Annotated in this window: 19 protein-coding genes and 1 pseudogene; 1 reads left to right on the top strand and 19 read right to left on the bottom strand. The window is 71.9% G+C overall.

What is annotated here, in order from left to right; translation table 11 throughout:
- Positions 1–34: 34 nt before the first annotated feature.
- The 17 genes and pseudogenes from ACZ5GH_RS21010 to ACZ5GH_RS20930 all read right to left on the bottom strand — a co-directional run bounded on the left by ACZ5GH_RS21010 (position 35) and on the right by ACZ5GH_RS20930 (position 20,179).
- Positions 35–1,045 (bottom strand): polyprenyl synthetase family protein, encoded by a 1,011-nt coding sequence (locus ACZ5GH_RS21010; protein ID WP_401117931.1) that lies wholly within the window; start codon positions 1,043–1,045, stop codon positions 35–37.
- A gap of 310 nt (positions 1,046–1,355) precedes the next feature.
- Positions 1,356–2,978: an NADH-quinone oxidoreductase subunit NuoN gene (gene nuoN / locus ACZ5GH_RS21005; RefSeq protein ID WP_387760047.1), complete on the bottom strand. Its 1,623-nt coding sequence runs from the start codon at positions 2,976–2,978 to the stop codon at positions 1,356–1,358.
- Between the two features lie 11 nt (positions 2,979–2,989).
- Entirely contained in the window at positions 2,990–4,639 is a 1,650-nt protein-coding gene (locus ACZ5GH_RS21000; RefSeq protein WP_464334993.1) for an NADH-quinone oxidoreductase subunit M, read from the bottom strand.
- Between the two features lie 34 nt (positions 4,640–4,673).
- Positions 4,674–6,569, bottom strand: a complete 1,896-nt coding sequence (gene nuoL / locus ACZ5GH_RS20995; RefSeq protein ID WP_387760016.1) for an NADH-quinone oxidoreductase subunit L — start codon at positions 6,567–6,569, stop codon at positions 4,674–4,676.
- Positions 6,570–6,583: 14 nt separating this feature from the next.
- A complete protein-coding gene (gene nuoK, locus ACZ5GH_RS20990) occupies positions 6,584–6,883 on the bottom strand; it encodes an NADH-quinone oxidoreductase subunit NuoK (RefSeq protein ID WP_030060110.1) in 300 nt (99 codons plus the stop codon).
- Positions 6,880–7,842, bottom strand: a complete 963-nt coding sequence (locus ACZ5GH_RS20985) for an NADH-quinone oxidoreductase subunit J (protein ID WP_387760014.1) — start codon at positions 7,840–7,842, stop codon at positions 6,880–6,882. The genes nuoK and ACZ5GH_RS20985 overlap by 4 nt, the downstream gene beginning before the upstream one ends.
- Positions 7,839–8,447, bottom strand: coding sequence for an NADH-quinone oxidoreductase subunit NuoI (gene nuoI, locus ACZ5GH_RS20980; protein WP_387760013.1), 609 nt, complete (start codon positions 8,445–8,447; stop codon positions 7,839–7,841). The genes ACZ5GH_RS20985 and nuoI overlap by 4 nt, the downstream gene beginning before the upstream one ends.
- Before the next feature lie 6 nt (positions 8,448–8,453).
- Positions 8,454–9,782: an NADH-quinone oxidoreductase subunit NuoH gene (gene nuoH / locus ACZ5GH_RS20975; protein WP_387760011.1), complete on the bottom strand. Its 1,329-nt coding sequence runs from the start codon at positions 9,780–9,782 to the stop codon at positions 8,454–8,456.
- A gap of 239 nt (positions 9,783–10,021) precedes the next feature.
- Positions 10,022–12,463 (bottom strand): annotated as a pseudogene (locus tag ACZ5GH_RS20970) (NADH-quinone oxidoreductase subunit G); the annotation flags it as partial.
- Positions 12,460–13,821 (bottom strand): NADH-quinone oxidoreductase subunit NuoF, encoded by a 1,362-nt coding sequence (nuoF, locus tag ACZ5GH_RS20965; protein WP_387760009.1) that lies wholly within the window; start codon positions 13,819–13,821, stop codon positions 12,460–12,462. The pseudogene ACZ5GH_RS20970 and the gene nuoF, both read right to left, overlap by 4 nt.
- A complete protein-coding gene (gene nuoE, locus ACZ5GH_RS20960) occupies positions 13,821–14,630 on the bottom strand; it encodes an NADH-quinone oxidoreductase subunit NuoE (RefSeq protein WP_387760045.1) in 810 nt (269 codons plus the stop codon). Before nuoE ends, nuoF begins: the two co-directional genes overlap by 1 nt.
- A gap of 17 nt (positions 14,631–14,647) precedes the next feature.
- Complete coding sequence (locus ACZ5GH_RS20955; RefSeq protein WP_387760007.1) at positions 14,648–15,988, bottom strand: NADH-quinone oxidoreductase subunit D; 1,341 nt, start codon at positions 15,986–15,988, stop codon at positions 14,648–14,650.
- A complete protein-coding gene (locus ACZ5GH_RS20950) occupies positions 15,988–16,701 on the bottom strand; it encodes an NADH-quinone oxidoreductase subunit C (protein WP_401117915.1) in 714 nt (237 codons plus the stop codon). Before ACZ5GH_RS20950 ends, ACZ5GH_RS20955 begins: the two co-directional genes overlap by 1 nt.
- Complete coding sequence (locus ACZ5GH_RS20945; protein WP_074005520.1) at positions 16,698–17,252, bottom strand: NuoB/complex I 20 kDa subunit family protein; 555 nt, start codon at positions 17,250–17,252, stop codon at positions 16,698–16,700. The genes ACZ5GH_RS20950 and ACZ5GH_RS20945 overlap by 4 nt, the downstream gene beginning before the upstream one ends.
- A 128-nt stretch (positions 17,253–17,380) precedes the next feature.
- The gene (locus ACZ5GH_RS20940; protein WP_030060100.1) at positions 17,381–17,740 is read right to left on the bottom strand and encodes an NADH-quinone oxidoreductase subunit A; all 360 of its coding nucleotides are present in this window, start codon (positions 17,738–17,740) and stop codon (positions 17,381–17,383) included.
- Positions 17,741–18,366: 626 nt separating this feature from the next.
- Positions 18,367–19,065 (bottom strand): response regulator, encoded by a 699-nt coding sequence (locus tag ACZ5GH_RS20935; protein ID WP_464334992.1) that lies wholly within the window; start codon positions 19,063–19,065, stop codon positions 18,367–18,369.
- 34 nt (positions 19,066–19,099) lie between these two features.
- Positions 19,100–20,179: a sensor histidine kinase gene (locus tag ACZ5GH_RS20930; protein WP_464334991.1), complete on the bottom strand. Its 1,080-nt coding sequence runs from the start codon at positions 20,177–20,179 to the stop codon at positions 19,100–19,102.
- Between the two features lie 202 nt (positions 20,180–20,381).
- Here ACZ5GH_RS20930 and ACZ5GH_RS20925 point away from each other — a divergent pair, with 202 nt between their 5' ends.
- Positions 20,382–20,957 (top strand): hypothetical protein, encoded by a 576-nt coding sequence (locus ACZ5GH_RS20925; protein WP_387760001.1) that lies wholly within the window; start codon positions 20,382–20,384, stop codon positions 20,955–20,957.
- A gap of 28 nt (positions 20,958–20,985) precedes the next feature.
- Here ACZ5GH_RS20925 and ACZ5GH_RS20920 read toward each other — a convergent pair whose 3' ends face one another.
- Both ACZ5GH_RS20920 and ACZ5GH_RS20915 read right to left on the bottom strand, forming a co-directional pair.
- Positions 20,986–21,960: a DMT family transporter gene (locus tag ACZ5GH_RS20920; protein WP_464334990.1), complete on the bottom strand. Its 975-nt coding sequence runs from the start codon at positions 21,958–21,960 to the stop codon at positions 20,986–20,988.
- Positions 21,961–22,136: 176 nt separating this feature from the next.
- A complete protein-coding gene (locus ACZ5GH_RS20915) occupies positions 22,137–22,802 on the bottom strand; it encodes a CatB-related O-acetyltransferase (protein WP_464334989.1) in 666 nt (221 codons plus the stop codon).
- Between the last annotated feature and the right edge of the window lie 24 nt (positions 22,803–22,826).

The following is a 22,826-nucleotide window of genomic DNA, read 5'->3' as shown; positions in this document are numbered from 1 at the left end:
CACCGCGGCCGGGCCCGAACGGCCCCGGCCGGACTCACATGGTGCGGATCGCCACCGCGTCGCAGAGGCCCTCCAGGGCGGCCTTCGCCGCGCAGGCCGGCAGCGGGGCGAGCAGCGCCCGGGCCTCCTCGGCCCGGCGCAGGGTCTCGGCGCGGGCGCGCTCCAGCGCCGGGTGGGCGCGCAGCAGGCGCAGCGCCTCGGCGTGCAGGTCGTCGTCGGAGAGGTCCTGGTCGAGCAGTTCGCGCAGCCGGGTGTCGTCCGGGTCGGCCGGGTCGGCGGGCATCTGCCGCAGCAGCAGGGTCGGCAGGGTCGGCACGCCCTCGCGCAGGTCGGTGCCGGGGGTCTTGCCGGACTCGTGGCCGTCGCTGGCGATGTCGAGCACGTCGTCGGCCAGCTGGAAGGCGATGCCGATCCGCTCGCCGAACTCGCCGAGGGTCTCCACCAGCTCGCGCTCGGCGCCGGCCATCTGCGCTCCTATCCGGCAGGCGACGGCGATCAGCGAGCCGGTCTTGCCCTCCAGGACGTCCAGGTAGTGCAGCAGCGGGTCCATGTCCTGGCCGGGGCCGCGGGTCTCCAGGATCTGGCCGGTGACCAGCCGCTCGAACGCCTCGGCCTGCATCCGCACGGCCTCCGGGCCGAGGTCGGCGAGCGCCTGGGAGGCGCGGGAGAACAGGAAGTCGCCGGTGAGGATGGCGACCGAGTTGTCCCAGCGGGAGTTGGCGCTCGGTGCGCCGCGGCGCACCGGCGCCTCGTCCATGACGTCGTCGTGGTAGAGCGTGGCCAGGTGGGTCAGCTCGACGACCACGGCGGCGGGCACCACGCCGGGCGCCCCCGGGTCGCCGAACTGGGCGGCCAGCAGCAGGAGCAGCGGACGGAAGCGCTTGCCGCCGGCCTCGAGGAGGTGACTGGCGGTGACGGTGATGAAGGGGACGTCGCTCTTGACGGCCTCGCCGAGCGCCGCCTCCACGGCCTCCAGTCCGGCCTGGATGTCCCGGGTCAGGTCGCGGTCCTGCACGCTGAGCCCGAAGGGTTCCACGACGGTCACGAAGACCACTCCTCTGTCCCTGGTCGATCTAGCGGCCTGGTCCCTGAGTGCCGCCGCTGGCCATACAGGCAGGGTATCCGGTCGCGAGTGGATCACTGCACGGGCGTGCGGATCCTGTCATGATCGGGCCTGATGCCCTGGTCAGGGCGGCTGTGCGGGCCGGATGGCGGTGGGGGCGAATTCGGCTGGAAATAAAGGTGGGAGAGCCTCGGAACTCCCCCGGCCCCGGCTCCGGACAAAGACCCGTCCGGGCCGCGCCGGCTGGGCGCGGCCCGGACGGGGCCCTGGTCGGGAGCGGTGGGCGGGAAGGTCAGCGCACGAACAGCGAGGCCTTGGACGCGAGGTCGAGGAAGTACTGCGGGAGCAGCCCGAGACCCAGCGTGACCAGCACCCCCACCCCGATCGCGGTCGCCGTGAAGGCGCTCGGGATCGCCACCGTGGGGCCGCCCGGCTGCGGGTCCGAGAAGAACATCAGCACGATGACCCGGATGTAGAAGAACGCGGCCACCGCCGAGCTCAGCACGCCCACCACCACCAGCGGCGTCGCCCCGCCGCTGGCCGCGGCCTGGAAGACCGCGAACTTCCCGGTGAAACCGGAGGTCAGCGGGATCCCGGCGAAGGCCAGCAGGAACAGCGCGAACACCGCCGCCACCAGTGGCGAGCGCCGCCCGAGCCCGGCCCAGCTGGACAGGTGGGTCGCCTCGCCCTTGGAGTCGCGCACCAGGGTGACCACGGCGAACGCGCCCAGCGTCACGAAGGAGTACGCCAGCAGGTAGAACAGCACCGAGGAGATGCCCTGCTTGTTGACGGCGATCACGCCGGTCAGGATGAACCCGGCGTGCGCGATCGAGGAGTACGCCAGCAGCCGCTTGACGTCCTGCTGGGTCACCGCGAGCACCGCGCCCACCACCATGGTGAGGATCGCCACCCCCCACATCACCGGCCGCCAGTCCAGCCGCAGGCCCGGGAAGGCCACGTAGAACAGCCGCAGGAACGCCCCGAAGGCCGCGACCTTGGTGGCCGCCGCCATGAAGCCGGTCACCGGGGTCGGCGCGCCCTGGTAGACGTCCGGGGTCCAGGAGTGGAAGGGCACCGCGGCGACCTTGAACAGCAGGCCGACCGCCAGCATCGCCAGGCCGGTCAGCACCAGCGCGTCGCTCTGGGTGGTGCTCAGCTGCGCGGGGGTGGTCATCGCCTTGCCGGAGATGACGTCCCCGATGTCGCCGAGCCGCACGCTGCCCGCGTAGCCGTACAGCAGCGCGGTGCCGAACAGGAAGAACGCCGAGGCGAAGGCTCCGAGCAGGAAGTACTTGACCGCCGCCTCCTGGGAGAGCAGCCGGCGGCGCCGGGCCAGCGCGCACAGCAGGTACAGCGGCAGCGAGAAGACCTCCAGCGCCACGAACATGGTCAGCAGGTCGTTGGCGGCGGGGAACAGCAGCATGCCGCCGACCGCGAACATGGTGAGCGGGAAGACCTCGCTGGTGGCGAAGCCGGCCCGGACCGCGGCCCGCTCCTGCTCGCCGCCGGGGGTGGCGGCGGCCTGGGCGGCGAAGGCGTCGGCGGGCAGGCCGCCGGCCTTGGGCTCCAGCCTGCGCTCGGCGTAGGTGAGCACCGCGACCACCGAGGCCAGCAGGATCACGCCCTGGAGGAACAGCGCCGGGCCGTCCATCGCGACCGTCTCCATGGCCAGCAGGTCGATCCGGGTGAAGCCGTGGCTCTGCGCGGCCAGCACCACCACGGCGACGAAGGCGCCGACCAGCCCGGCCAGGGCGAGCGTCACCTGGGTCCAGTGCCGGTACCGGCGGGGCACGAAGGCCTCCACCAGGACGCCGGCCACGGCGACGGCGAACACCACGAGCATCGGGGAGAGTCGGCCGTACTCGATGTGCGGTGCCGGGATGCTGGCGGTGTTGCCGCCGGCGGCGGTGAGCATGGCGGTGGCGCTCACTTCCGCTCACCTCCTGAGGTGGCGGCGACCGGGTGGGCCGGCGCCGGATCGGTCTGGTGGACCTGCGAGAGCGTCGCGTTCACCGAGGGGTCGACCAGGTCGGTGAGCGGCTTGGGGTAGACGCCGAGCAGGATGGTCAGCGCCACCAGCGGGCCGACCACGGCGAGTTCGCGGGCCTTGAGGTCGGGCATCGAGCGCACCCCGTCCTTCACCGGGCCGGTCATGGTGCGCTGGTAGAGCAGCAGGGCGTACAGCGCGGCCAGCACGATGCCGAACGTGGCCACGACGCCGATCGCCGGGTAGCGGGTGAAGGTGCCCACCAGGACCAGGAACTCGCTGACGAACGGGGCGAGCCCGGGCAGCGACAGGGTGGCCAGGCTGCCGATCAGGAACGTCCCGGCGAGCACCGGGGCGACCTTCTGCACGCCGCCGTAGTCGGCGATCAGCCGCGAGCCGCGACGGGAGATCAGGAAGCCGGCCACCAGCATCCAGGCCGCGGTGGACAGGCCGTGGTTGACCATGTAGAGGGTGGCGCCGCTCTGCCCCTGGCTGGTCAGGGCGAAGACGCCCATGATGATGAAGCCGAAGTGCGAGATCGAGGCGTAGGCCACCAGGCGCTTGATGTCCTTCTGGCCGACCGCCAGCAGCGCGCCGTAGACGATCCCGATCAGCGCGAGGACCAGGATCGCCGGGGCGAAGGTCTTCGAGGCGTTCGGGAACAGCCCGAGGCAGAAGCGCAGCATCGCGAAGGTGCCGACCTTGTCCACCACCGCGGTGATCAGCACCGCGGTCCCGGCGGTGGACTCGCCCATCGCGTTCGGCAGCCAGGTGTGCAGCGGCCACAGCGGGGCCTTCACCGCGAAGGCGAAGAAGAAGCCCAGGAACAGCGCCTTCTCGGTGGCACCGGTCAGCTGGATCCGGCCGTCGGCGATCGCCGAGGTCAGCGTCGGCAGGTCGAAGGTGCCGAAGCCCTGGTCCTGCGCGGTGACGTACAGGCCGACCACGGCGGCCAGCATCACCAGGCCGCCGAGCAGGTTGTAGAGGAGGAACTTCACGGCCGCGTAGGAGCGCTGACGCGCCGACTCGGGGCCGCCCGCCCGGTCCCCGAAGCCGCCGATCAGGAAGTACATCGGGATCAGCATGGCTTCGAAGAACACGTAGAACACGAAGACGTCGGTGGCGTAGAAGGAGACGACCACCATCGCCTCCACCGCCAGGATCAGGGCGAAGAAGCCCTGGGTGCGGCGCCGCCGCTCGAAGGTGGCGGGGTCCGAGGTACCGGGGCCGGAGGTGCCGTCGGGCCCGGTCGGCTCCGGGTCGGCGTCGTGCCAGGAGGCGAGGATCACCAGTGGCACGAGGACGGCGGTGAGCAGGGCGAGCACGGCGCCGATGCCGTCCACGCCGAGCGAGAAGGTGATGCCGAAGGAGCGGATCCAGCTGTACGACTCGTTCAGCTGGAAGCGGGCGCCGTGCGGGTCGTAGCGCGTCGCCACCACGGCGGCCAGCACCAGGGTGACGGCGGAGACGCCCAGCGCGACGGCCTTGGTGGTCCTGCGCCGGCTCTCGGAGGACCCGGCGGGCAGCGCGGCGGTCAGCACCGCGCCGGCCGCCGGGACGGCGCAGGTGGCGGTCAGAAGGACGCTCATGCCCCCTCCTCCCAACGGATATCAGGACGAGTCATCACGTGGACCTCATCAGGAGAGTCGTGGCGACCAGCACCAGCGTGCCGCCGAACATGGAGAGCGCGTACGAGCGGACGAAGCCGTTCTGGACCCGCCGCAGCCGGCCGGAGAGCCCGCCGATCGCGGCGGCCAGACCGTTCACCACGCCGTCCAGGCCGCGGCTGTCGAAGAAGACCAGCGCCGCGGCGAGCGCCGAGCCCGGCCGCACCAGCACGGCGTGGTTGAAGTCGTCCTGCAGCAGGTCGCGGCGGGCGGCCCGGGTGAGCGGTGAGCCGACCGGCGGCACCACGGGGACCGGCGAGCGCCCGTACATCAGGTACGCGAGGCCGACGCCGGCCAGCATGCAGGCCGTGGTCAGCAGGGTGACGGTCAGCGGGGCGAGCGGGGAGGCGCCCTCCTCGTGCCCGGTGACCGGCTCCAGCCACTTCAGGAAGGAGTCGTCGAAGGCGAACAGCCCGCCCGCGAAGACCGAGCCGACGGCCAGCAGGACCATCGGGATCGTCATCGTCCGCGGCGACTCGTGCGGGTGCGGGGCGTTGCCGTCCGCGTCCGCCTGCCAGCGCTTCTCGCCGAAGAAGGTCAGCACCATCACCCGGGTCATGTAGAACGCGGTGACCGCCGCGCCGACCAGCGCGCACAGCCCGAGGATCCAGCCCTCGGTGCCGCCCTTGGCGAAGGCCGCCTCGATGATCTTGTCCTTGGAGAAGAAGCCGGACAGGCCCGGGAAGCCGATGATCGCCAGGTAGCCGAGGCCGAAGGTGACGAAGGTGACCGGCATGTACTTCCGCAGGCCGCCGTAGTGACGCATGTTCACCTCGTCGTTCATGCCGTGCATGACCGACCCGGCGCCGAGGAACAGCCCGGCCTTGAAGAAGCCGTGGGTCACCAGGTGCATGATCGCGAAGGCGTAGCCGATCGGGCCGAGCCCGGCCGCCAGCACCATGTAGCCGATCTGCGACATGGTCGAGCCGGCCAGTGCCTTCTTGATGTCGTCCTTGGCGCAACCGACGATCGCACCGAACAGCAGCGTGACCGCGCCGACCACCACCACGGCGGTCTGCGCGTCCGGCGCCAGGTCGAAGACCGTCGAGGAGCGGGTGATCAGGTAGACGCCCGCGGTCACCATGGTGGCCGCGTGGATCAGCGCCGACACCGGGGTCGGGCCCTCCATCGCGTCCCCGAGCCAGGACTGCAGCGGCACCTGCGCCGACTTGCCGCAGGCCGCCAGCAGCAGCATCAGGCCGATCGCCGTCAGCTTGCCCTCGCTCGCCTGGTGCGCGGCGCCGAAGACCGGGTCGAAGGCGAAGGAGCCGAACTCCGCGAACATCAGCATGATCGCGACGGACAGGCCGACGTCCCCGACGCGGTTGACGATGAAGGCCTTCTTCGCCGCCGTCGCCGCGCTCGGCTTGTGCTGCCAGAAGCCGATCAGGAGGTACGAGGCCAGGCCGACGCCCTCCCAGCCGAAGTACAGCAGCAGGTAGTTGTCCGCGACCACCAGCAGCAGCATGGCGGCCAGGAAGAGGTTCAGGTACGCGAAGAAGCGGCGCCGGCGCTCGTCGTGCGCCATGTAGCCGACCGAGTAGAGGTGGATCAGCGTGCCCACGCCGGTGATCAGCAGGACGAAGGTCATCGACAGCTGGTCGAGCCGGAAGGAGACGTCGGCCTGGAAGCCGTTCACCGGGATCCAGCTGAACAGGTGCCGGGTGACCGCCCGGTGCTCGGCGTCACGGCCGAGCATGTCCGAGAACAGGGCCAGGCCGAAGCCGAACGAGAGCGCCGCGAGCGCGGTGGCCAGCCAGTGGCCGTACCGGTCCAGCGCCCGGCCGCCGAGCAGCAGCAGGGCGGCGCCGGCCAGCGGGGCCGCCACCAGCAGCGGAATGAGAGAGTTCACCGAAGGCCCTCCGCCTACAGCTTCATCAGATTGCTGTCGTCGACCGAAGCGGAGTGCCTGGTCCGGAAGATGGAGACGATGATGGCGAGGCCGACCACGACCTCGGCCGCCGCGACCACCATCGTGAAGAACGCGATGATCTGGCCGTCCAGGGTGCCGTGCAGCCGGGAGAAGGTCACCAGCGCGAGGTTCGAGGCGTTCAGCATCAGCTCCACGCACATGAACAACACGATCGCGTTGCGCCGGATCAGCACCCCGGCCGCGCCGATGGTGAACAACAGGGCCGCCAGGTAGAGGTAGTTGACCGGGTTCACTCCGCGCCCTCCTCGCCGGTCGGGTGCTTCACGCCGTTCGCCGCCACCGGTTCGCCGTTCACCGGCGCCGGCTCGCCGTTCGCCGCCACCGGTTCGCCGTTCGCCGGCACCGGCTCCAGCGACTTGCGCGGGGCCGCCACCGCCGGGCGCTCCGAGGACGGACGGCCCAGCCAGTCCGCCGTGGTGTTCTCCAGCTCCGCCATCCGCCGCAGCATCGCCTGGCTGACGTCCCGGACCTGGCCGCGCTCGCGCAGCGTCGCCATCACCGAGTCCTCGGCGACCGTGCCGTCCGGCAGCAGCGCCGGGACGTCCACCGCGTTGTGCCGCGCGTACACGCCCGGTGCCGGCATCGGCGGCACCTGGATGTTGTCCCTGACCCGCTGCGCCGCCAGCTCGCGCTGCGTCTTCGGCGCCTTCACGTGCTCCCGGTGGGTCAGCACCATCGCGCCGATCGCCGCGGTGATCAGCAGCGCGCCGGTGACCTCGAAGGCCCACACGTAGCGGGTGAAGATCAGCCGGGCCAGGCCCGGCACGTTGCCCTCGGCGTTCGCCTCGGACAGCCCGGTGAAGTGGTTCAGCTTCGCGTTGGCGATCCCGGCGATCAGCAGCACGCCGAAGCCCAGCCCGCACAGCGCCGCGGCGAACCGCTGGCCCTTCAGCTGCTCCTTCAGGGAGTCCTCGCTGGTGACACCGACCAGCATCACCACGAACAGGAACAGCATCATGATCGCGCCGGTGTAGACGACGATCTGCACCACGCCCAGGAACACCGCGCCCTGGGCCATGTAACAGACCGCCAGCGCCAGCATGGTGGCCGCCAGGCAGAGCGCGCTGTGCACGGCCTTGCGCATCAGCACCATGCCGAGGGCGCCGCCGACCGCGATCACCGCGAGCACCCAGAACTGGACGGCCTCACCCGTCGAGGTCGTCCCGGTCGCTTCCGCCAGCCGCGCGATCACTGCCGCACCTCCTTCTCCCGGTCGGTGCGCTCCTGCTGGACCGTCCCCGGCGCCGCCGCGGTGACCTCGCCCCGGTAGTACGCGCCCTCGTCGGTGCCCGGGAAGATCGCGTGCGGGGTGTCGACCATGCCCTCGGACAGGCCCACCAGCAGCTGCTCCTTGGTGAAGATCAGGTCCCGCCGGGAGGAGTCGGCCAGCTCGTACTCGTTGGTCATGGTCAGCGCCCGGGTCGGGCAGGCCTCGATGCACAGCCCGCACAGGATGCAGCGGGCGTAGTTGATCTGGTACACCGCGCCGTAGCGCTCACCCGGGGAGTAGCGCTCCTCGTCCCGGTTGTCCGCGCCCTCCACGTAGATCGCGTCGGCCGGGCAGGCCCACGCGCACAGCTCGCAGCCGACGCACTTCTCCAGGCCGTCCGGGTGCCGGTTCAGCTGGTGGCGGCCGTGGAAGCGCGGAGCGGTGGGCTTCTTCTGCTCCGGGTACTGCTCGGTGAGCCGCTTCTTGAACATGGCCTTGAAGGTCACGCCGAAGCCGGCGGCCGGGCCGAGGATCGACGGACGGTCGGCCCGCTCGGGCCGCTCCGCGCGATCGGACTGGTCGGACATCTCGGTTCAGCTCCCTTCGGAATGGTCGGCCCCGTTGAGGGCGTCCTGGAGTTGCTTCGGGGCGCGGCTGCGCCGGCGCGGCACCGGCGGGAGCACCTGACCGGGCAGCGGCGGGACCGGGTAGCCGCCCGCCATCGGGTCGAACCCGGCCTCGGGCGGGGCGGGCTCGGGTTCCGGCTGCTTCTTCAGGAAGTCCCGCAGCAGCGCCAGCAGCAGCACCACCCCGACCGGGGCGCCCACGTACAGCACCACCTGGCCGAAGCCGTAGCCCTCGTTGCGCAGCGCCCGCACGCTCGCGATCAGCACCAGCCACACCAGCGAGACCGGGATCAGGACCTTCCAGCCCAGCTTCATGAACTGGTCGTAGCGGAACCGGGGCAGCGTGCCGCGCAGCCAGATGAAGAGGAACAGCAGCAGCTGGATCTTCAGCGTGATCCACAGCATCGGCCACCAGCCGTGGTTGGCGCCCTCCCAGAACGTCGACACCGGCCACGGGGCCCGCCAGCCGCCCAGGAAGAGGGTCGAGGCCACCGCCGAGACCGTCACCATGTTCACGTACTCGGCCAGCATGAACATCGCGAACTTCAGCGAGGAGTACTCGGTGTTGAAGCCGCCGACCAGCTCGCCCTCGGCCTCCGGCAGGTCGAACGGCGCCCGGTTGGTCTCGCCGACCATCGCGATGATGTAGACGATGAACGACACCGGCAGCAGCGCCGCGAACCAGGTCGGCTGCTGGTGCGCCACGATCTCCGAGGTGGACATCGAGCCCGAGTAGATGAACACCGCCGCGAAGGACAGGCCCATCGCGATCTCGTAGCTGATCATCTGCGCGGACGAGCGCAGCCCGCCCAGCAGCGGGTACGTCGAACCCGAGGACCAGCCCGCCAGCACGATGCCGTAGATGCCCACCGAGGCCGTCGCCAGGACGTACAGCAGCGCGACCGGGAAGTCCGTCAGCTGGAGCGGGGTGCGGGTGCCGAAGACCGACACCTCGTTGCCGGCCGGGCCGAACGGGATCACCGCGAAGGCCATGAACGCGGGGATGGCGCAGACGATCGGGGCCAGGATGTAGACCACCTTGTCCGAGCCCTTGACCACCAGGTCTTCCTTCAGCGCCAGCTTCACGCCGTCCGCCAGCGACTGCAGCAGGCCCCACGGGCCGTGCCGGTTGGGCCCGATGCGCAGCTGCATCCAGGCCACCACCTTGCGCTCCCAGACGATCGCGATCAGCACCGTCAGGACCAGGAAGGCGAAGCAGAACACCGCCTTCAGCAGCACCAGCCACCACGGGTCCTGCCCGAAGAAGTGGAGCGTCTCGTACGGCTGCGAAGTCATCGGTCCTCCCCTTCGCCCGCGGTGTCGTCCGCGGTCGCCCCGGTCTGGTCCTGCGGCGCCGGTTCGGCCCCGGCCGCGGGGCCGGCCTGTGCCGCGGCCTGCGGTGCGGCCTGCGGTGCGTCGGCGGGTCCGGTGTCCGTCACGGCGGTCGGCTCGGGCCCGGCTGCGGACCGGGCGTCCGTTACGGCGGCCGGCCCGGATCCGGCTGCGGGCTCCGACTCGGGCTCGGGCTCGGGCTCGGCCACGGCGATCGTGACCAGGTGGCCGACGGTGGTGCCGAGCGCGCGGTGGGCGCCGCCCGGTGTGGAGTCGAGCGGGACCCAGACCGTGCGGTCCGGGATGGAGTCGGTGACCTCCAGCGGCAGGGTCAGCGAACCGGCCGGGCCGGTCAGCCGCAGCGCCCCGGCCGCCTCGGCGCCGATCTCCTTGGCCGTCTCCGCCGAGATCCGGGCCACCGCCCGGTGCCGGGTGCCCGCCAGGTGCGGGTCCCCCTGCTGCAGCACGCCGTTGTCCAGCAGCAGCCGCCAGCCCGCCAGCACCGCCTGGCCGGCGGCCGGCCGGGGCAGCACGGCGGGGTGGGCCGCCGGGTCGGCCGTGCGGTCGCCCTCCCAGGGGGCGAACCCGTCCAGCTCCAGCCGGGCCGCCCGGACGTCCGGCAGGCCCAGCCGCCGGCCCAGCGCGTCGGCCAGCATGTTCAGCACCCGCAGGTCCGACTGGAGGTGACGGCCCATCTGCTGGTCCGGCTTGAGCGCGGACTCGAACATCCGCACCCGGCCCTCCCAGTCCAGGAAGGTGCCGGCCTTCTCGGCCACCGCCGCCACCGGCAGCACCACGTCGGCGCGTGCCGTCACCGCCGAGGGCCGCAGCTCCAGCGACACCAGGAACGGCACCGTCGCCAGCGCCTCGTCGGCGAGCGCCGGGTCCGGCAGGTCGTCCGGGTCCACCCCGCCGACCAGCAGCGCCTCCAACTCGCCCGCGGCGGCGGCCGCCAGGATCCCGTCGGTGTCCCGGCCCGGCCGGGACGGCGGCTCGGCACCGCCCCACACCGCGGCCGCCTCCGCCCGGGCCGCCGGGACGGCCACCGGCCGGCCGCCGGGCAGCAGGCCCGGCAGCACGCCCGCCTCCACGGCCCCGCGCTCACCGGCCCGGCGCGGCACCCAGGCGAGCTTCGCGCCCGTCGCGTGCGCCAGCCGCAGCAGCGCCGTCAGCGCGCCCGGGACGGTGGCCAGCCGCTCGCCGGCCAGGATCACCGCGCCCGGGGTGCGCAGCAGTTCGGCCGCCCGGCCCGCCTCGTCGTCCAGCGGCTCGTCCGCCGCCAGCGCCGCGAACCACTCCGGCTCGGTGCCGGGGGCGGCCGGCAGCAGCGCGCCGCGCAGCTTCGCCAGGCCCCGGGAGCCGAACGCGGCCACCGAGAACACCTTCAGGCCCGTCGCCCGGGTCGCCTTGCGCAGCCGCAGGAAGACGATCGGCGACTCCTCCTCCGGCTCGAAGCCCGCCAGCAGCACCGCCGGTGCCCGGTCGAGGTCCTCGTACGCCACCCCGGTGCCGTCCACGTCGACGCCCCGCCCGGCCACCGCCGCGGCCAGGAAGTCCGCCTCCTCGCCGCTGTGCGGGCGGGCCCGGAAGTCCACGTCGTTGGTGCCGAGCACCACCCGCGCGAACTTCCCGTACGCGTAGGCGTCCTCCACCGTCACCCGGCCGCCGGCCAGCACCCCGGCCCGGACCCCGCGCAGGCCCTCTGCCGCCCGGGCCAGCGCCTCCGGCCAGGAGGCCGGCACCAGCTCGCCGTCCACCCGCACCAGCGGGGTGGTCAGCCGGTCGCGCTGCTGGGCGTAGCGGAAGGCGAAGCGGCCCTTGTCGCAGTTCCACTCCTCGTTCACCGCCGGGTCCTCGCCCGCCAGCCGGCGCAGCACCTTGCCGCGCCGGTGGTCGGTGCGCTGCGCGCAGCCCGACGCGCAGTGCTCGCACACGCTCGGCGAGGAGACCAGGTCGAAGGGGCGCGAGCGGAACCGGTACGCCGCCGAGGTCAGCGCGCCCACCGGGCAGATCTGGATGGTGTTCCCGGAGAAGTACGACTCGAAGTCGTCGCCCTCGCCGGTGCCGACCTGCTGCAGCGCCCCGCGCTCCACCAGGTCGATGAACGGGTCCCCGGCGATCTGCTGCGAGAAGCGGGTGCAGCGCGCGCACAGCACGCAGCGCTCGCGGTCCAGCAGCACCTGGCTGCTGATCGGCACCGGCTTCTCGTAGGTGCGCTTCATGCCGTCGAAGCGGGAGTCGGCGGCGCCGTTGCTCATCGCCTGGTTCTGCAGCGGGCACTCGCCGCCCTTGTCGCAGACCGGGCAGTCCAGCGGGTGGTTGATCAGCAGCAGTTCCATCACGCCGCGCTGGGCCTTCTCGGCCACCGGCGAGCTGAGCTGGGTGCGCACCACCATGCCCTCGGCCACCGGGATGGTGCAGGAGGCGACCGGCTTGCGCTGGCCCTCGACCTCGACGATGCACTGGCGGCAGGCGCCGGCCGGGTCGAGCAGCGGGTGGTCGCAGAAGCGCGGGATCTGGGTGCCGATGGTCTCGGCGGCCCGGATCACCAACGTCCCCTTGGGGACCCGCACTTCGACGCCGTCGATGGTGAGCGTGACCAGTTCGACCGCGGTCTCGGAGGCGGTTGGCTCTGTGATCGTCATGCGTGCACCTCCCTTTCGGTCGCGGACTGGTGGCCGGGGCGGGGGCCGTCGGCCCAGACGGTGGAGGCGGCCGGGTCGAACGGGCAGCGGCGCTCGGCCAGGTGCTGCTCGTACTCGGCCCGGAAGTGCTGGAGCGAGGAGACGATCGGGCTGGCCGCGCCGTCGCCCAGCGCGCAGAAGGACTTGCCGTTGATGTTGTCGGCGATGTCGAGGAGCTTCTCCAGGTCCCCGTCGACGCCCTCGCCCGCCTCGATCCGCTTGAGCAGCTGGACCAGCCAGTAGGTGCCCTCGCGGCAGGGGGTGCACTTGCCGCAGGACTCGTGGGCGTAGAACTCCGTCCAGCGGGTGACCGCCCGCACCACGCAGGTGGTCTCGTCGAACACCTGGAGCGCCTTGGTGCCGAGCATCGAGCCGGCCGCCCCGACGCCCTCGTAGTCCAGCGGGACGTCGAGGTGCTGGTCGGTGAACATCGGGGTGGAGGAGCCGCCCGGGGTCCAGAACTTCAGCCGGTGCCCGGGGCGGACGCCGCCGCTGAGGTCGAGCAGCTGGCGCAGCGTGATGCCGAGCGGGGCCTCGTACTGGCCGGGGTTGGTGACGTGGCCGGAGAGGGAGTAGAGCGTGAAGCCGGGGGACTTCTCGGTGCCCAGGGCCTTGAACCACTCCTTGCCGCGGGCCAGGATCGGCGGCACCGAGGCGATCGACTCGACGTTGTTGACCACCGTCGGGCAGGCGTACAGGCCGGCGATCGCCGGGAACGGGGGGCGCAGCCTCGGCTGGCCGCGGCGGCCCTCCAGCGAGTCCAGCAGCGCCGTCTCCTCGCCGCAGATGTAGGCGCCGGCGCCGGCGTGCACGGTGATGTCGAGGTCGACGCCCGAGCCGAGGATGTTCCGGCCGAGCAGCCCGGCCGCGTACGCCTCGGCGACGGCCGCGTGCAGCCGGCGCAGCACCGGGACGACCTCGCCGCGCAGGTAGACGAAGGCGTGGTCGCAGCGGATCGCGTAGGAGGCGATGATCATGCCCTCGATCAGCGCGTGCGGGTTGGCGAACAGCAGCGGGATGTCCTTGCAGGTGCCCGGCTCGGACTCGTCCGCGTTGACCACCAGGTAGTGCGGCTTGCCGTCGTTCTGCGGGATGAACTGCCACTTCATCCCGGTGGGGAAGCCGGCGCCGCCGCGGCCGCGCAGCCCGGCGTCCTTGACCAGGGCGATCACGTCGTCCGGCGGCATGGCGAGGGCCGCCTTGAGGCCCTCGTAGCCGTGGTGGCGGCGGTAGGTGTCGAGCGTCCAGGGGCGACTGTCGTCCCAGGAGTCGGACAGGACCGGGGTGAGCAGCTTCTCGGCCGGCTCTGCGGCGGTCATCACGCTTCGCTCCCTTCCTGGCCGTTGCCCGCGTGGCCGTTGTGGGCCTGGCCGTTGCCGGCGTGGCCGTCGCCGGCCTGGCGGGGGGATTCGGGGCGGGGGGATTCGGGGCGGGGGGAGACCACCTTGGTGCCGGAGGTGCCGGGCAGCGCCTCGCCGCGGGACAGCCGCAGGCCGGCCAGGGAGGGCGCGCCGCCGGCGCCGGACTCGTCGTTGGCGCCCGGGCGCTCGTCCGGGAAGCCTGCCAGGATCCGCGAGGTCTCCTTGAAGCCGCAGAGCCGGGCGCCGCGGGTGGGCCGGACCTCGCGGCCGGCGCGCAGGTCGTCGACCAGCTGCCGGGCGCTCTCCGGGGTCTGGTTGTCGAAGAACTCCCAGTTGACCATCACCACGGGCGCGTAGTCGCAGGCCGCGTTGCACTCGATGTGCTCGATCGAGACCTCGCCGTCCTCGGTGGTCTCGTTGTTGCGCACGCCCAGGTGCTCCTGGAGCTCGGTGAAGATCTGGTCGCCGCCGAGCACCGCGCACAGGGTGTTGGTGCAGACCCCGACGTGGTACTTCCCTGCCGGGCGGCGCCGGTACATGGTGTAGAAGGTCGCGACCGCGGTGACCTCGGCGGTGGTGAGGTCCAGCCGCTCGGCGCAGAAGCGGATCCCGGTCGGGCTGACGAAGCCCTCCTCGGCCTGCACCAGGTGCAGCAGCGGCAGCAGCGCCGAACGGGGCTGCGGGTAGCGGGCGATCAGCTCGGCGGCGTCGGCGGCCAGCCGGGCGTGCACCTCCTCGGGGTACGGTGCGGCCGGCAGTGCCGGCAGTCCGAGTTCGACGTTGGTCACCGGTCCACGCCTCCCATCACCGGGTCGATCCCGGCCACCGCGACGATCACGTCGGCCACCTGGCCGCCCTCGCACATCGCCGCCATCGTCTGCAGATTGGTGAACGACGGGTCCCGGAAGTGGACCCGGTACGGGCGCGTCCCGCCGTCGCTGACCACGTGCACGCCCAGCTCGCCCTTGGGCGACTCGACCGCCGCGTACGCCTGGCCGACCGGGACCCGGAAGCCCTCGGTGACCAGCTTGAAGTGGTGGATCAGGGCCTCCATGGAGGTGCCCATGATCTTGCGGATGTGGTCGAGGGAGTTGCCCATCCCGTCCGGGCCGACGGCCAGTTGGGCGGGCCAGGCGATCTTCTTGTCGGCCACCATGACCGGGCCCGGGCGCAGCCGGTCCAGGCACTGCTCGACGATCCGCAGCGACTGCTTCATCTCCTCCAGCCGGATCAGGAAGCGGCCGTAGGAGTCGGCGCTGTCGGCGATCGCGACCTCGAAGTCGTAGTCCTGGTAGCCGCAGTAGGGATCGGTCTTGCGCAGGTCGTGCGGCAGGCCGGTGGCGCGCAGGATCGGGCCGGTGGCGCCGAGGGCCAGGCAGCCGGGCAGGTCCAGGAAGCCGACGTCGACCAGGCGGGCCTTGAACACCGGGTTCCCGGTGGCGAGTTTGTCGTACTCGTGCATCCGGGAGCGGAAGACCTTGACCGCCTCGCGGATCTGGTCGACGGCGCCGGGCGGGAGGTCCTGGGCGAGGCCGCCGGGGCGCACGTACGCGTGGTTCATGCGCAGGCCGGTGACCAGCTCGAAGACGTCCAGGATCAGCTCGCGGTCCCGGAAGCCGTAGATCATCAGGGTGGTGGAGCCGATCTCCATGCCGCCGGTGGCCAGGCAGACCAGGTGCGAGGCGATCCGGTTGAGCTCCATCATCATCACCCGGATGACGTTGGCGCGGTCCGGGACGTCGCCGGTGATGCCGAGCAGCTTCTCGACCGCCAGGCAGTAGGCGGTCTCGTTGAACAGCGGGGTCAGGTAGTCCATGCGGGTCACGAAGGTGGTGCCCTGGACCCAGCTGCGGAACTCCATGTTCTTCTCGATGCCGGTGTGGAGGTAGCCGATGCCGCAGCGGGCCTCCTTCACCGTCTCGCCGTCGATCTCCAGGATCAGCCGCAGCACGCCGTGGGTGGACGGGTGCTGGGGGCCCATGTTGACGATGATGCGCTCGTCGTCGGCCCGGCCGACCGCCTCGACCACCTCGCCCCAGTCGCCGCCGGTGACGGTGAAGACCCGGCCCTCGGTGGTCTCCCGGGCGTCCGCTTCCTCGGTCTCTCCATAGTGCTGGGTGTTCATCAGCTGTACGACCTCCGCTGGTCGGGAGCCGGGATCTGGGCGCCCTTGTACTCGACGGGGATGCCGCCGAGCGGGTAGTCCTTGCGCTGCGGGTGGCCCAGCCAGTCGTCCGGCATCATGATCCGGGTGAGCGCCGGGTGGCCCTCGAAGACCAGGCCGAAGAAGTCGTAGGCCTCGCGCTCGTGCCAGTCGTTGGTCGGGTAGACGCTCACCACGGAGGGGATGCGCGGATCGGCGTCGGGCGCGGTGACCTCCAGCCGGATCAGCCGGCCGTGGGTGATCGAGCGCAGGTGGTAGACCGCGTGCAGTTCGCGGCCCTTGTCCCCGGGGTAGTGCACGCCGCTCACGCCCAGGCAGAGCTCGAAGCGCAGCGCCGGGTCGTCGCGCAGGATCCGGGCGGTGCTCAGCAGGTGGTCGCGCTCGATGTGGAAGGTGAGCTCGTCGCGGTCGACCACCGTCTTCCCGATCACCTCGGCCGGGTCCAGGCCCTGCTCCTCCAGGGCGCCCTCCAGCTCGTCGGCGACCTCGTCGAACCAGCCGCCGTAGGGGCGTTCGCTCGGACCGGGCAGCACGACCGGGGCGGCCAGGCCGCCGAAGCCGGAGGTGTCGCCGCTGCCCTGGGTGCCGAACATGCCCTGGCGGCGGCCGACCACCTCGACCGGGATCTCGCGGACCGGCTGCTCGCGGCGGGTCTCGGGTACCTGGTCGTTCATCGCAGCTGCCCCCGCATCTCGCTGATCGGGGTGGCCTTGAGGGCGAGCGCCTCGCCGAGCTCCTCGGCCCGGCGCCTGTTCACGCCCAGCGGCTCGTGCTGGATCTTGTCGTGCAGCTTCAGGATGGCGTCCATCAGCATCTCCGGACGGGGCGGACAGCCGGGCAGGTAGATGTCCACCGGGACGATGTGGTCGACGCCCTGGACGATCGCGTAGTTGTTGAACATCCCGCCGGACGAGGCGCAGACGCCCATCGAGATGACCCACTTGGGGTTGGGCATCTGGTCGTACACCTGGCGCAGCACCGGGGCCATCTTCTGGCTCACGCGGCCAGCCACGATCATCAGATCGGCCTGTCGGGGGGAGCCCCGGAAAACCTCCATGCCGAACCGGGCCAGGTCGTAGCGGCCCGCGCCGGTGGTCATCATCTCGATCGCGCAGCAGGCCAGACCGAAGGTGGCCGGGAAGAGTGACGCCTTGCGCACCCAGCCGGCGGCCGTCTCCACGGTCGTGAGCAGAAAGCCGCTCGGCAGCTTCTCCTCGATTCCCATCAGATCCCTCTCAATGCCCTCAAGTCCTCTGATACGTGGGCCGGTTCTGGCTTGTCCGCTCGTTCACAAGCGGGCGCGCAGCCGGCGGACGGGTGGGGACACCACCCCGCGCTCAGACCACCCCGCGCTCAGTCCCACTCCAGACCGCCGCGCCGCCACACGTAGGCGTAGGCGACGAAGACGGTGGCGATGAACAGGAGCATCTCGACCAGCCCGAAGATCCCCAGGGCGTCGAAGGTCACCGCCCACGGGTAGAGGAAGACGATCTCGATGTCGAAGACGATGAAGAGCATCGCCGTCAGGTAGTACTTGATCGGGAACCGACCGCCGCCCACGGGCTGCGGGGTCGGCTCGATGCCGCACTCGTACGCCTCCAACTTGGCCCGGTTGTAGCGCTTGGGGCCGGTGAGTGAGGCCATCACGACGGAGCCGACCGCGAACGCCGCCGCGATGGCACCGAGTACGAGGATCGGCGCGTAGGCATTCATAGCCCCCGCTCCCTCCGTCCAGTCGTCCTTGACTGCAGATCGGAACCAGCAGGTCACGCTGAGGTGAACCCGCGTTCCAGTTCCCGAGATCCACCTCATGTGAGGCAGTTCACAAAGCCTGGAACGAGCGCATCCTATGCCCGTCGGCTTGTGATCTGCGACACGCAGTTCATCGTCTTCTTTGTGATCTACGACACCCTTCGAATGGGGTCGAATGCGAACATGCCCAGTTTTGTCGACGCAAAGCAGTCAAATGATCACAAGCAGTCGCATTTACTTGTGAAGCGGCTGGTCAGGGGCGTGTTCCTATATCAACTATGCGTCGACCGGGGCAAATTTCCAGGCGTCATGTTGACGTGTTATAGCGGCTCACTCGCAGGGGTGGCGGGGGCCGAACGCTCGCTTGACCCTTCGTTCACAAGCGCGCGAGCTTGTCCTTGGGGGCGCCGGTGGAGGTCCGTTGTCCCTGCCCTTTCCCTGCCCGAGCCGCCGCCCTGCGCTGTTGCCGGCCCGACCGCTCTGCCTCCGGCCCGACCGCTCTGGCCGCGCGCCGCCTGCCGACCGCGGTCCGCCGGCCACTGCCCGCCACCCGTCGGCCCCTCCCACCAGCCGCTACCCGCGCCGGGTCACCGACCGGCGGTCGCCTGCTCCCAGATCCAGGCCGCGATGCCCACCCGGTTGCGGGCTCCGACCTTGCGCTGGATGTTGGCGAGGTGGTTCTTCACCGTCCCCGGTGAGATGAACAGCCCCGCCCCGATCTCGGCGTTGGTCGCGCCGTCCGCCACCAGCTCGGCGATCTCCCTTTCCCTCGTGGTCAGTTCCTCCGTCGGCCCGGCCACCGACTGCGCCGCCGCCACAACCGCCCTGGCACCCGGCCCCGGCTTCGGCTCCCCACCCGGCAGTGCCATGTGCCGCAGGAGCCGGACGGTGATCTGCGGGCTGATCAACGCGTCCCCGGCCATCGCCGCCCGCACCGCCTCGATCAGCAGCACCGGCCCCGAGCGCTTCAGGAGGAACCCGGCCGCCCCGTGCCGCAGTGCCGTGTGCACGTACTCATCCAGGTCGAAGGTGGTCACCACGATCACCTTGCACTGGTCGGCCAACTGCCGCGTGACCTCCAGCCCGTCGAGCTTCGGCATCCGGATGTCCGCGAGCACCACGTCCGGCCGCAGCCTCCTCGCCTCCTGCACCGCCGCGGCGCCGTCCGCCGCCTCCGCCACCACCGCCATGTCCGGCTGGACGTCCAGGATCATCCGGAACGCACTGCGAACGTCCGGCTGGTCGTCCGCGATCAGGATCCGAACCGGCCCCGTGCCGCTGCCCATCTCCGCACCTCCCCGTCACCGACCCGTGTCGGCTCTACGATTCCGCCGGCCTTGCGCCGACCTCCTCCAGCGGCAGCACCGCCGTCACCCGCCAGGCCTCCCGCTCGTGCGGGCCGGCTTCCAGCGAACCGCCGAGGGCCTCCACCCGGGCCGCCAGCCCGGGCAGTCCGCTGCCGCCGCCCCGGCGCGGCCGCCCGGCCGGACCAGGCGCCCGGCCGTCGTTGGTCACGGTCAGCTCCAGCCGTCCACCGCTGCGGCGGGCCCTGATCTCCACCTCCCGCGCGCCCGGAGCGTGCCGCCGGACGTTGGTCAGGGACTCGACCACGATCCGGTGGACGGTGCCCTCCACCTCGCGCGGCACCGGCTCCTCCGGCAGCTCCAAGCGGACTTCGGTGCCGCCCGTCGCGGTGAACCGCTCGGCCACCTCGGCGAGTTCGGCGAGCCCCGGCTGCGGACCGCGGCCGCCGTTCTCCTCGCTGCGCAGCAGCTGTACCGTCCGGTCCAGCGAGGCCAGCGCCCGCTGCCCGGCCTGCTCTATTCGCTGGAACATCTCGGCCGCCCGGGCCGGGTCGATCCCGGCCAGGTAGGCCCCCGCCTGGGCCTGGGCGACCATGCCGCTGACATCGTGCGCCACGAAGTCGTGCAGGTCGTGGGCAAGCTCCAGGCGCTGCGCCCGCCGGGCCTCGGCCACCGCCTTCCTGCGCCCCTCGTCCAGGCCCCGCAGGTAGAGCCCGGTCAGAACGGCCGGCAGGGAGAGCATCGATCCGAAGCCGAAGAGCGTGAGCGCGGCCACGGGGCCCTCGAAGACCGTGAACCGGGACGGCCAGAGGGCGACCGCTCCGCATGCCGTCCAGGCACCCGCCGCACACCACGGCCCGTCCTCGGTGCGCAGGCCGATCACCACCGACAGCAGCAGCACCGCCAGCTCGGCCAGGCCCACCAGCCCGGCCCAGCGCTGCCCTTCCGTCCAGCGGCCGAGGAGCCAGACGGTGACCGTGACCACGACCGACGCCGCCCCGAGTGCCATCGTCACGGCCGCCGCCCCGTACCGCCGCCGCGCCACCCGGGCCGGAAGCGCCAGGACCACGACGACCCCCGACAGGATCTGGTACATCGTCACCACCTCTCCCCGGCTCCTCGACTGCCGTCACACTACGACGCCGCCCAGGCTCGGCGCCTGTGCCGATCGGCACAGTTCAAAGGCCGGTTGAGCAGGAGGAACAGCCCGATCGGCATCTGCTGCGAGCCCCCGGTGGGCCTCCAGTCTTGAGTCATCGCACCGGCCACGGAGGCCGGAGCCGAAGGGAGTCCACACCGTGTCGAAGCTCGCGATCAACGCCCGCGGCACCGCCCACCGGGCCGGAGCGGCCGCCCCGGACGTCCCGGCCGCCCCGCGCTGGGCCCGGCTCGCCGCCGGCGCCGCCGTCCTCACCACCATCCCGTCGGGGCTCTGGCGGATCGTCTTCGGCTTCGGCGTACCGGTCGGGTTCAGCGGCGCGACGGCCGCGGCGTACGCCGAGCACCAGCCGGGCTGGGGCACGGTCTACTGCGTCGCGCTCAGCGCCCTGGCCGAGGCGCTGGCCTTCCTGACCGTGGGCCTGGTCCGGCCCTGGGGGCTGGTGGCGCCCGGGTGGATCCCGCTGATAGGCGGCCGACGGGTCCGGCCGCTCGCCGCGATCGTCCCGGCGCTGCTGGGCTCGGCGATCCTCACGTTCGTCGGCATGGAGGGGCTGTTCGGCCGCTGGGCCGCCAACCTGGCCGAGCCGGATTCGCCGCACGGCTTCGCCGCCTGGGTGATGACGCTCGCCTACCTGCCCCTGGTCGCCTGGGGCCCGCTGCTCGGCGCGGTCACCCTCGACTACGCCCGCCGGACGCTGCGGCAGCGCCGGTGACGCGACCTCCGGCGCCGGGGGCGGCTGATCACACCCGGGCCGGCTCCGGGTTCGTCCCCACCGCGGCAGGTTCGGCCTCGCCACCGGCTGGGCGCGGCGCGGGGGCGGTGCGCCGGCCCCACTCGGTCGCGACCAGCACCAGGGCTCCGCCGAGCAGGGCGAGCGGGCCCATCCGGTTCCCGGCCACCGTGATCCCGAAGACGGCGGCCCACAGCGGTTCCGTGCCGAGCAGCAGGCTCACCCGCGACGGCGAGGTGGCCCGCACGGCCCACATCTGGACGAAGAAGGCGAACAGGGTGCAGAACAAGGACAGATGCAGCAGCCAGGCCCACTGGGCGGCGCCGTACGAACGCGCGAGCGTCCAGGGCGCGGGCCCGACCGCCAGCGCGACGACAGCGAACACGGCGGTGGCCACCGCGAGTTGGACCCAGGTGACGGCGAGCATGTCGGTATCGCGGATGGCCCGGGTGCGGGCCATCGCGAGGACGTACGCCGTGCGGACGAGGGCGGCGCCCAGCACCAGCAGATCACCGAGCGCCGGAGGACGCAGTCCGCCGTCGCCGGTGAGCAGGGCGACGCCGAGGACGGCCAGCCCGGCGGCCGCGAGGAAGGCCTTCGGCGGTGCGGTCCGGCCGAGGGCGCTCTCACCGAGCGGGGTGAGCACCATCGCGAGGCTGATGATCAGCCCGGCGTTCGTCGCGGAGGTGTGCACGGCTCCGTAGGTCTCCAGCAGGAAGATCCCGCTGAGCACCAGCCCCAGTGCGGCGCCGCCGAGCCACTCGGCGCGGCTCAGCCTCCGCAGGGCGCACCAGGCGACGACCCCCAGCAGCGGCAGCACCAGCCCGAACCGCAGCACGAGCATCGCCACGACCGTCCCGGGTTCGGCCACCCGCTGGACGGCGAGGAAGCTCGACCCCCACACCACCGCCACGAGCAGGACCGGAAGATCACGAAGGACCGACGAGGGCGAGACCTCGGACGGGTCGGACGAGGAGGCTGGCATGCGGAAGATCCCTCCGAGCGGACGGAACCGGCAGGTTCGAGTACCGTACGGCGTCGGACGGACCCAGGGGCCGGGCGCGAGGCCCGGTGGTGGATGGGGTGGAGCGCGGAGCAAGGGGGCGCCATCTTCGCGCACCGGGCTGCCGATGATCAATGCCTTGACCGGGCACGGTTGGGTCAGGCGGCGAGCAGACCGTTCGCCGCGGCGATCGCCTCGATGTCGGCCGGCGTCCCGGACATGACGGCGCGGACGTGCTCGGTGACCAGCTCGGCCGGCCAGTCCCACCAGGCCGCGCGGAGCAGGCGCTCGATGTCGGCGTCGTCGAAGCGTCGGCGGATCGGGCGGCCGGGGTTGCCGCCGACGACGGTGTACGGCTCGACGTCGGAGGTGACCATCGCTCCGGCCGCGATGATCGCGCCGTCACCGATCCGGACGCCGGGCAGGACGGTGGCCCCGTGCCCGAACCAGACGTCGTTGCCGACCACCGTGTCACCCCGGCTGGGCAGGCCCGTGACGATGTCGAGGGTCCGCTCGGTCCAACTGCCGCCGAACATCGTGAAGGGGAAGGTGGAGACGCCGATGGTCGGATGAGCGGCCCCGGCCATCAGGAACCGGGTGCCGGTGGCGATCGCGCAGTACCGGCCGATCACCAGCCGCTCGGGGCCGTACGCGTAGAGGACGTTGCGCTCCTCGAAGCGGGTGGCTCCGTCGGGGTCGTCGAAGTAGGTGTACTCGCCGACCTCGATCCGCGCATCGGTGACGAGCGGGCGCAGCAGGACGACCCGGTCGTGGCCGGCCAGCGGGTGGACGGTGGTGGGGTCGGGGATGACGGTGGCGGACAAATGCGGGCTCCTCTCGTAATGCGA

The sequence above is a fragment of the Kitasatospora sp. Xyl93 genome (assembly GCF_055383135.1).
Note: the sequence above shows the minus strand (reverse complement) of the source record. Positions and strands in the feature narration are given on the sequence as shown.

What these genes read in the sequence shown, in the direction of transcription:
- nuoN (WP_387760047.1), bottom strand. Translation starts at nt 2,978, where the DNA reads ATGCTCACCGCCGCCGGCGGCAACACCGCCAGCATCCCGGCACCGCAC.
- ACZ5GH_RS21000 (WP_464334993.1), bottom strand. Translation starts at nt 4,639, where the DNA reads ATGAGCGTCCTTCTGACCGCCACCTGCGCCGTCCCGGCGGCCGGCGCG.
- nuoI (WP_387760013.1), bottom strand. Translation starts at nt 8,447, where the DNA reads ATGTCCGACCAGTCCGATCGCGCGGAGCGGCCCGAGCGGGCCGACCGT.
- nuoH (WP_387760011.1), bottom strand. Translation starts at nt 9,782, where the DNA reads ATGACTTCGCAGCCGTACGAGACGCTCCACTTCTTCGGGCAGGACCCG.
- nuoF (WP_387760009.1), bottom strand. Translation starts at nt 13,821, where the DNA reads ATGACCGCCGCAGAGCCGGCCGAGAAGCTGCTCACCCCGGTCCTGTCC.
- ACZ5GH_RS20955 (WP_387760007.1), bottom strand. Translation starts at nt 15,988, where the DNA reads ATGAACACCCAGCACTATGGAGAGACCGAGGAAGCGGACGCCCGGGAG.
- ACZ5GH_RS20950 (WP_401117915.1), bottom strand. Translation starts at nt 16,701, where the DNA reads ATGAACGACCAGGTACCCGAGACCCGCCGCGAGCAGCCGGTCCGCGAG.
- ACZ5GH_RS20945 (WP_074005520.1), bottom strand. Translation starts at nt 17,252, where the DNA reads ATGGGAATCGAGGAGAAGCTGCCGAGCGGCTTTCTGCTCACGACCGTG.
- ACZ5GH_RS20940 (WP_030060100.1), bottom strand. Translation starts at nt 17,740, where the DNA reads ATGAATGCCTACGCGCCGATCCTCGTACTCGGTGCCATCGCGGCGGCG.
- ACZ5GH_RS20935 (WP_464334992.1), bottom strand. Translation starts at nt 19,065, where the DNA reads ATGGGCAGCGGCACGGGGCCGGTTCGGATCCTGATCGCGGACGACCAG.
- ACZ5GH_RS20930 (WP_464334991.1), bottom strand. Translation starts at nt 20,179, where the DNA reads ATGTACCAGATCCTGTCGGGGGTCGTCGTGGTCCTGGCGCTTCCGGCC.
- ACZ5GH_RS20920 (WP_464334990.1), bottom strand. Translation starts at nt 21,960, where the DNA reads ATGCCAGCCTCCTCGTCCGACCCGTCCGAGGTCTCGCCCTCGTCGGTC.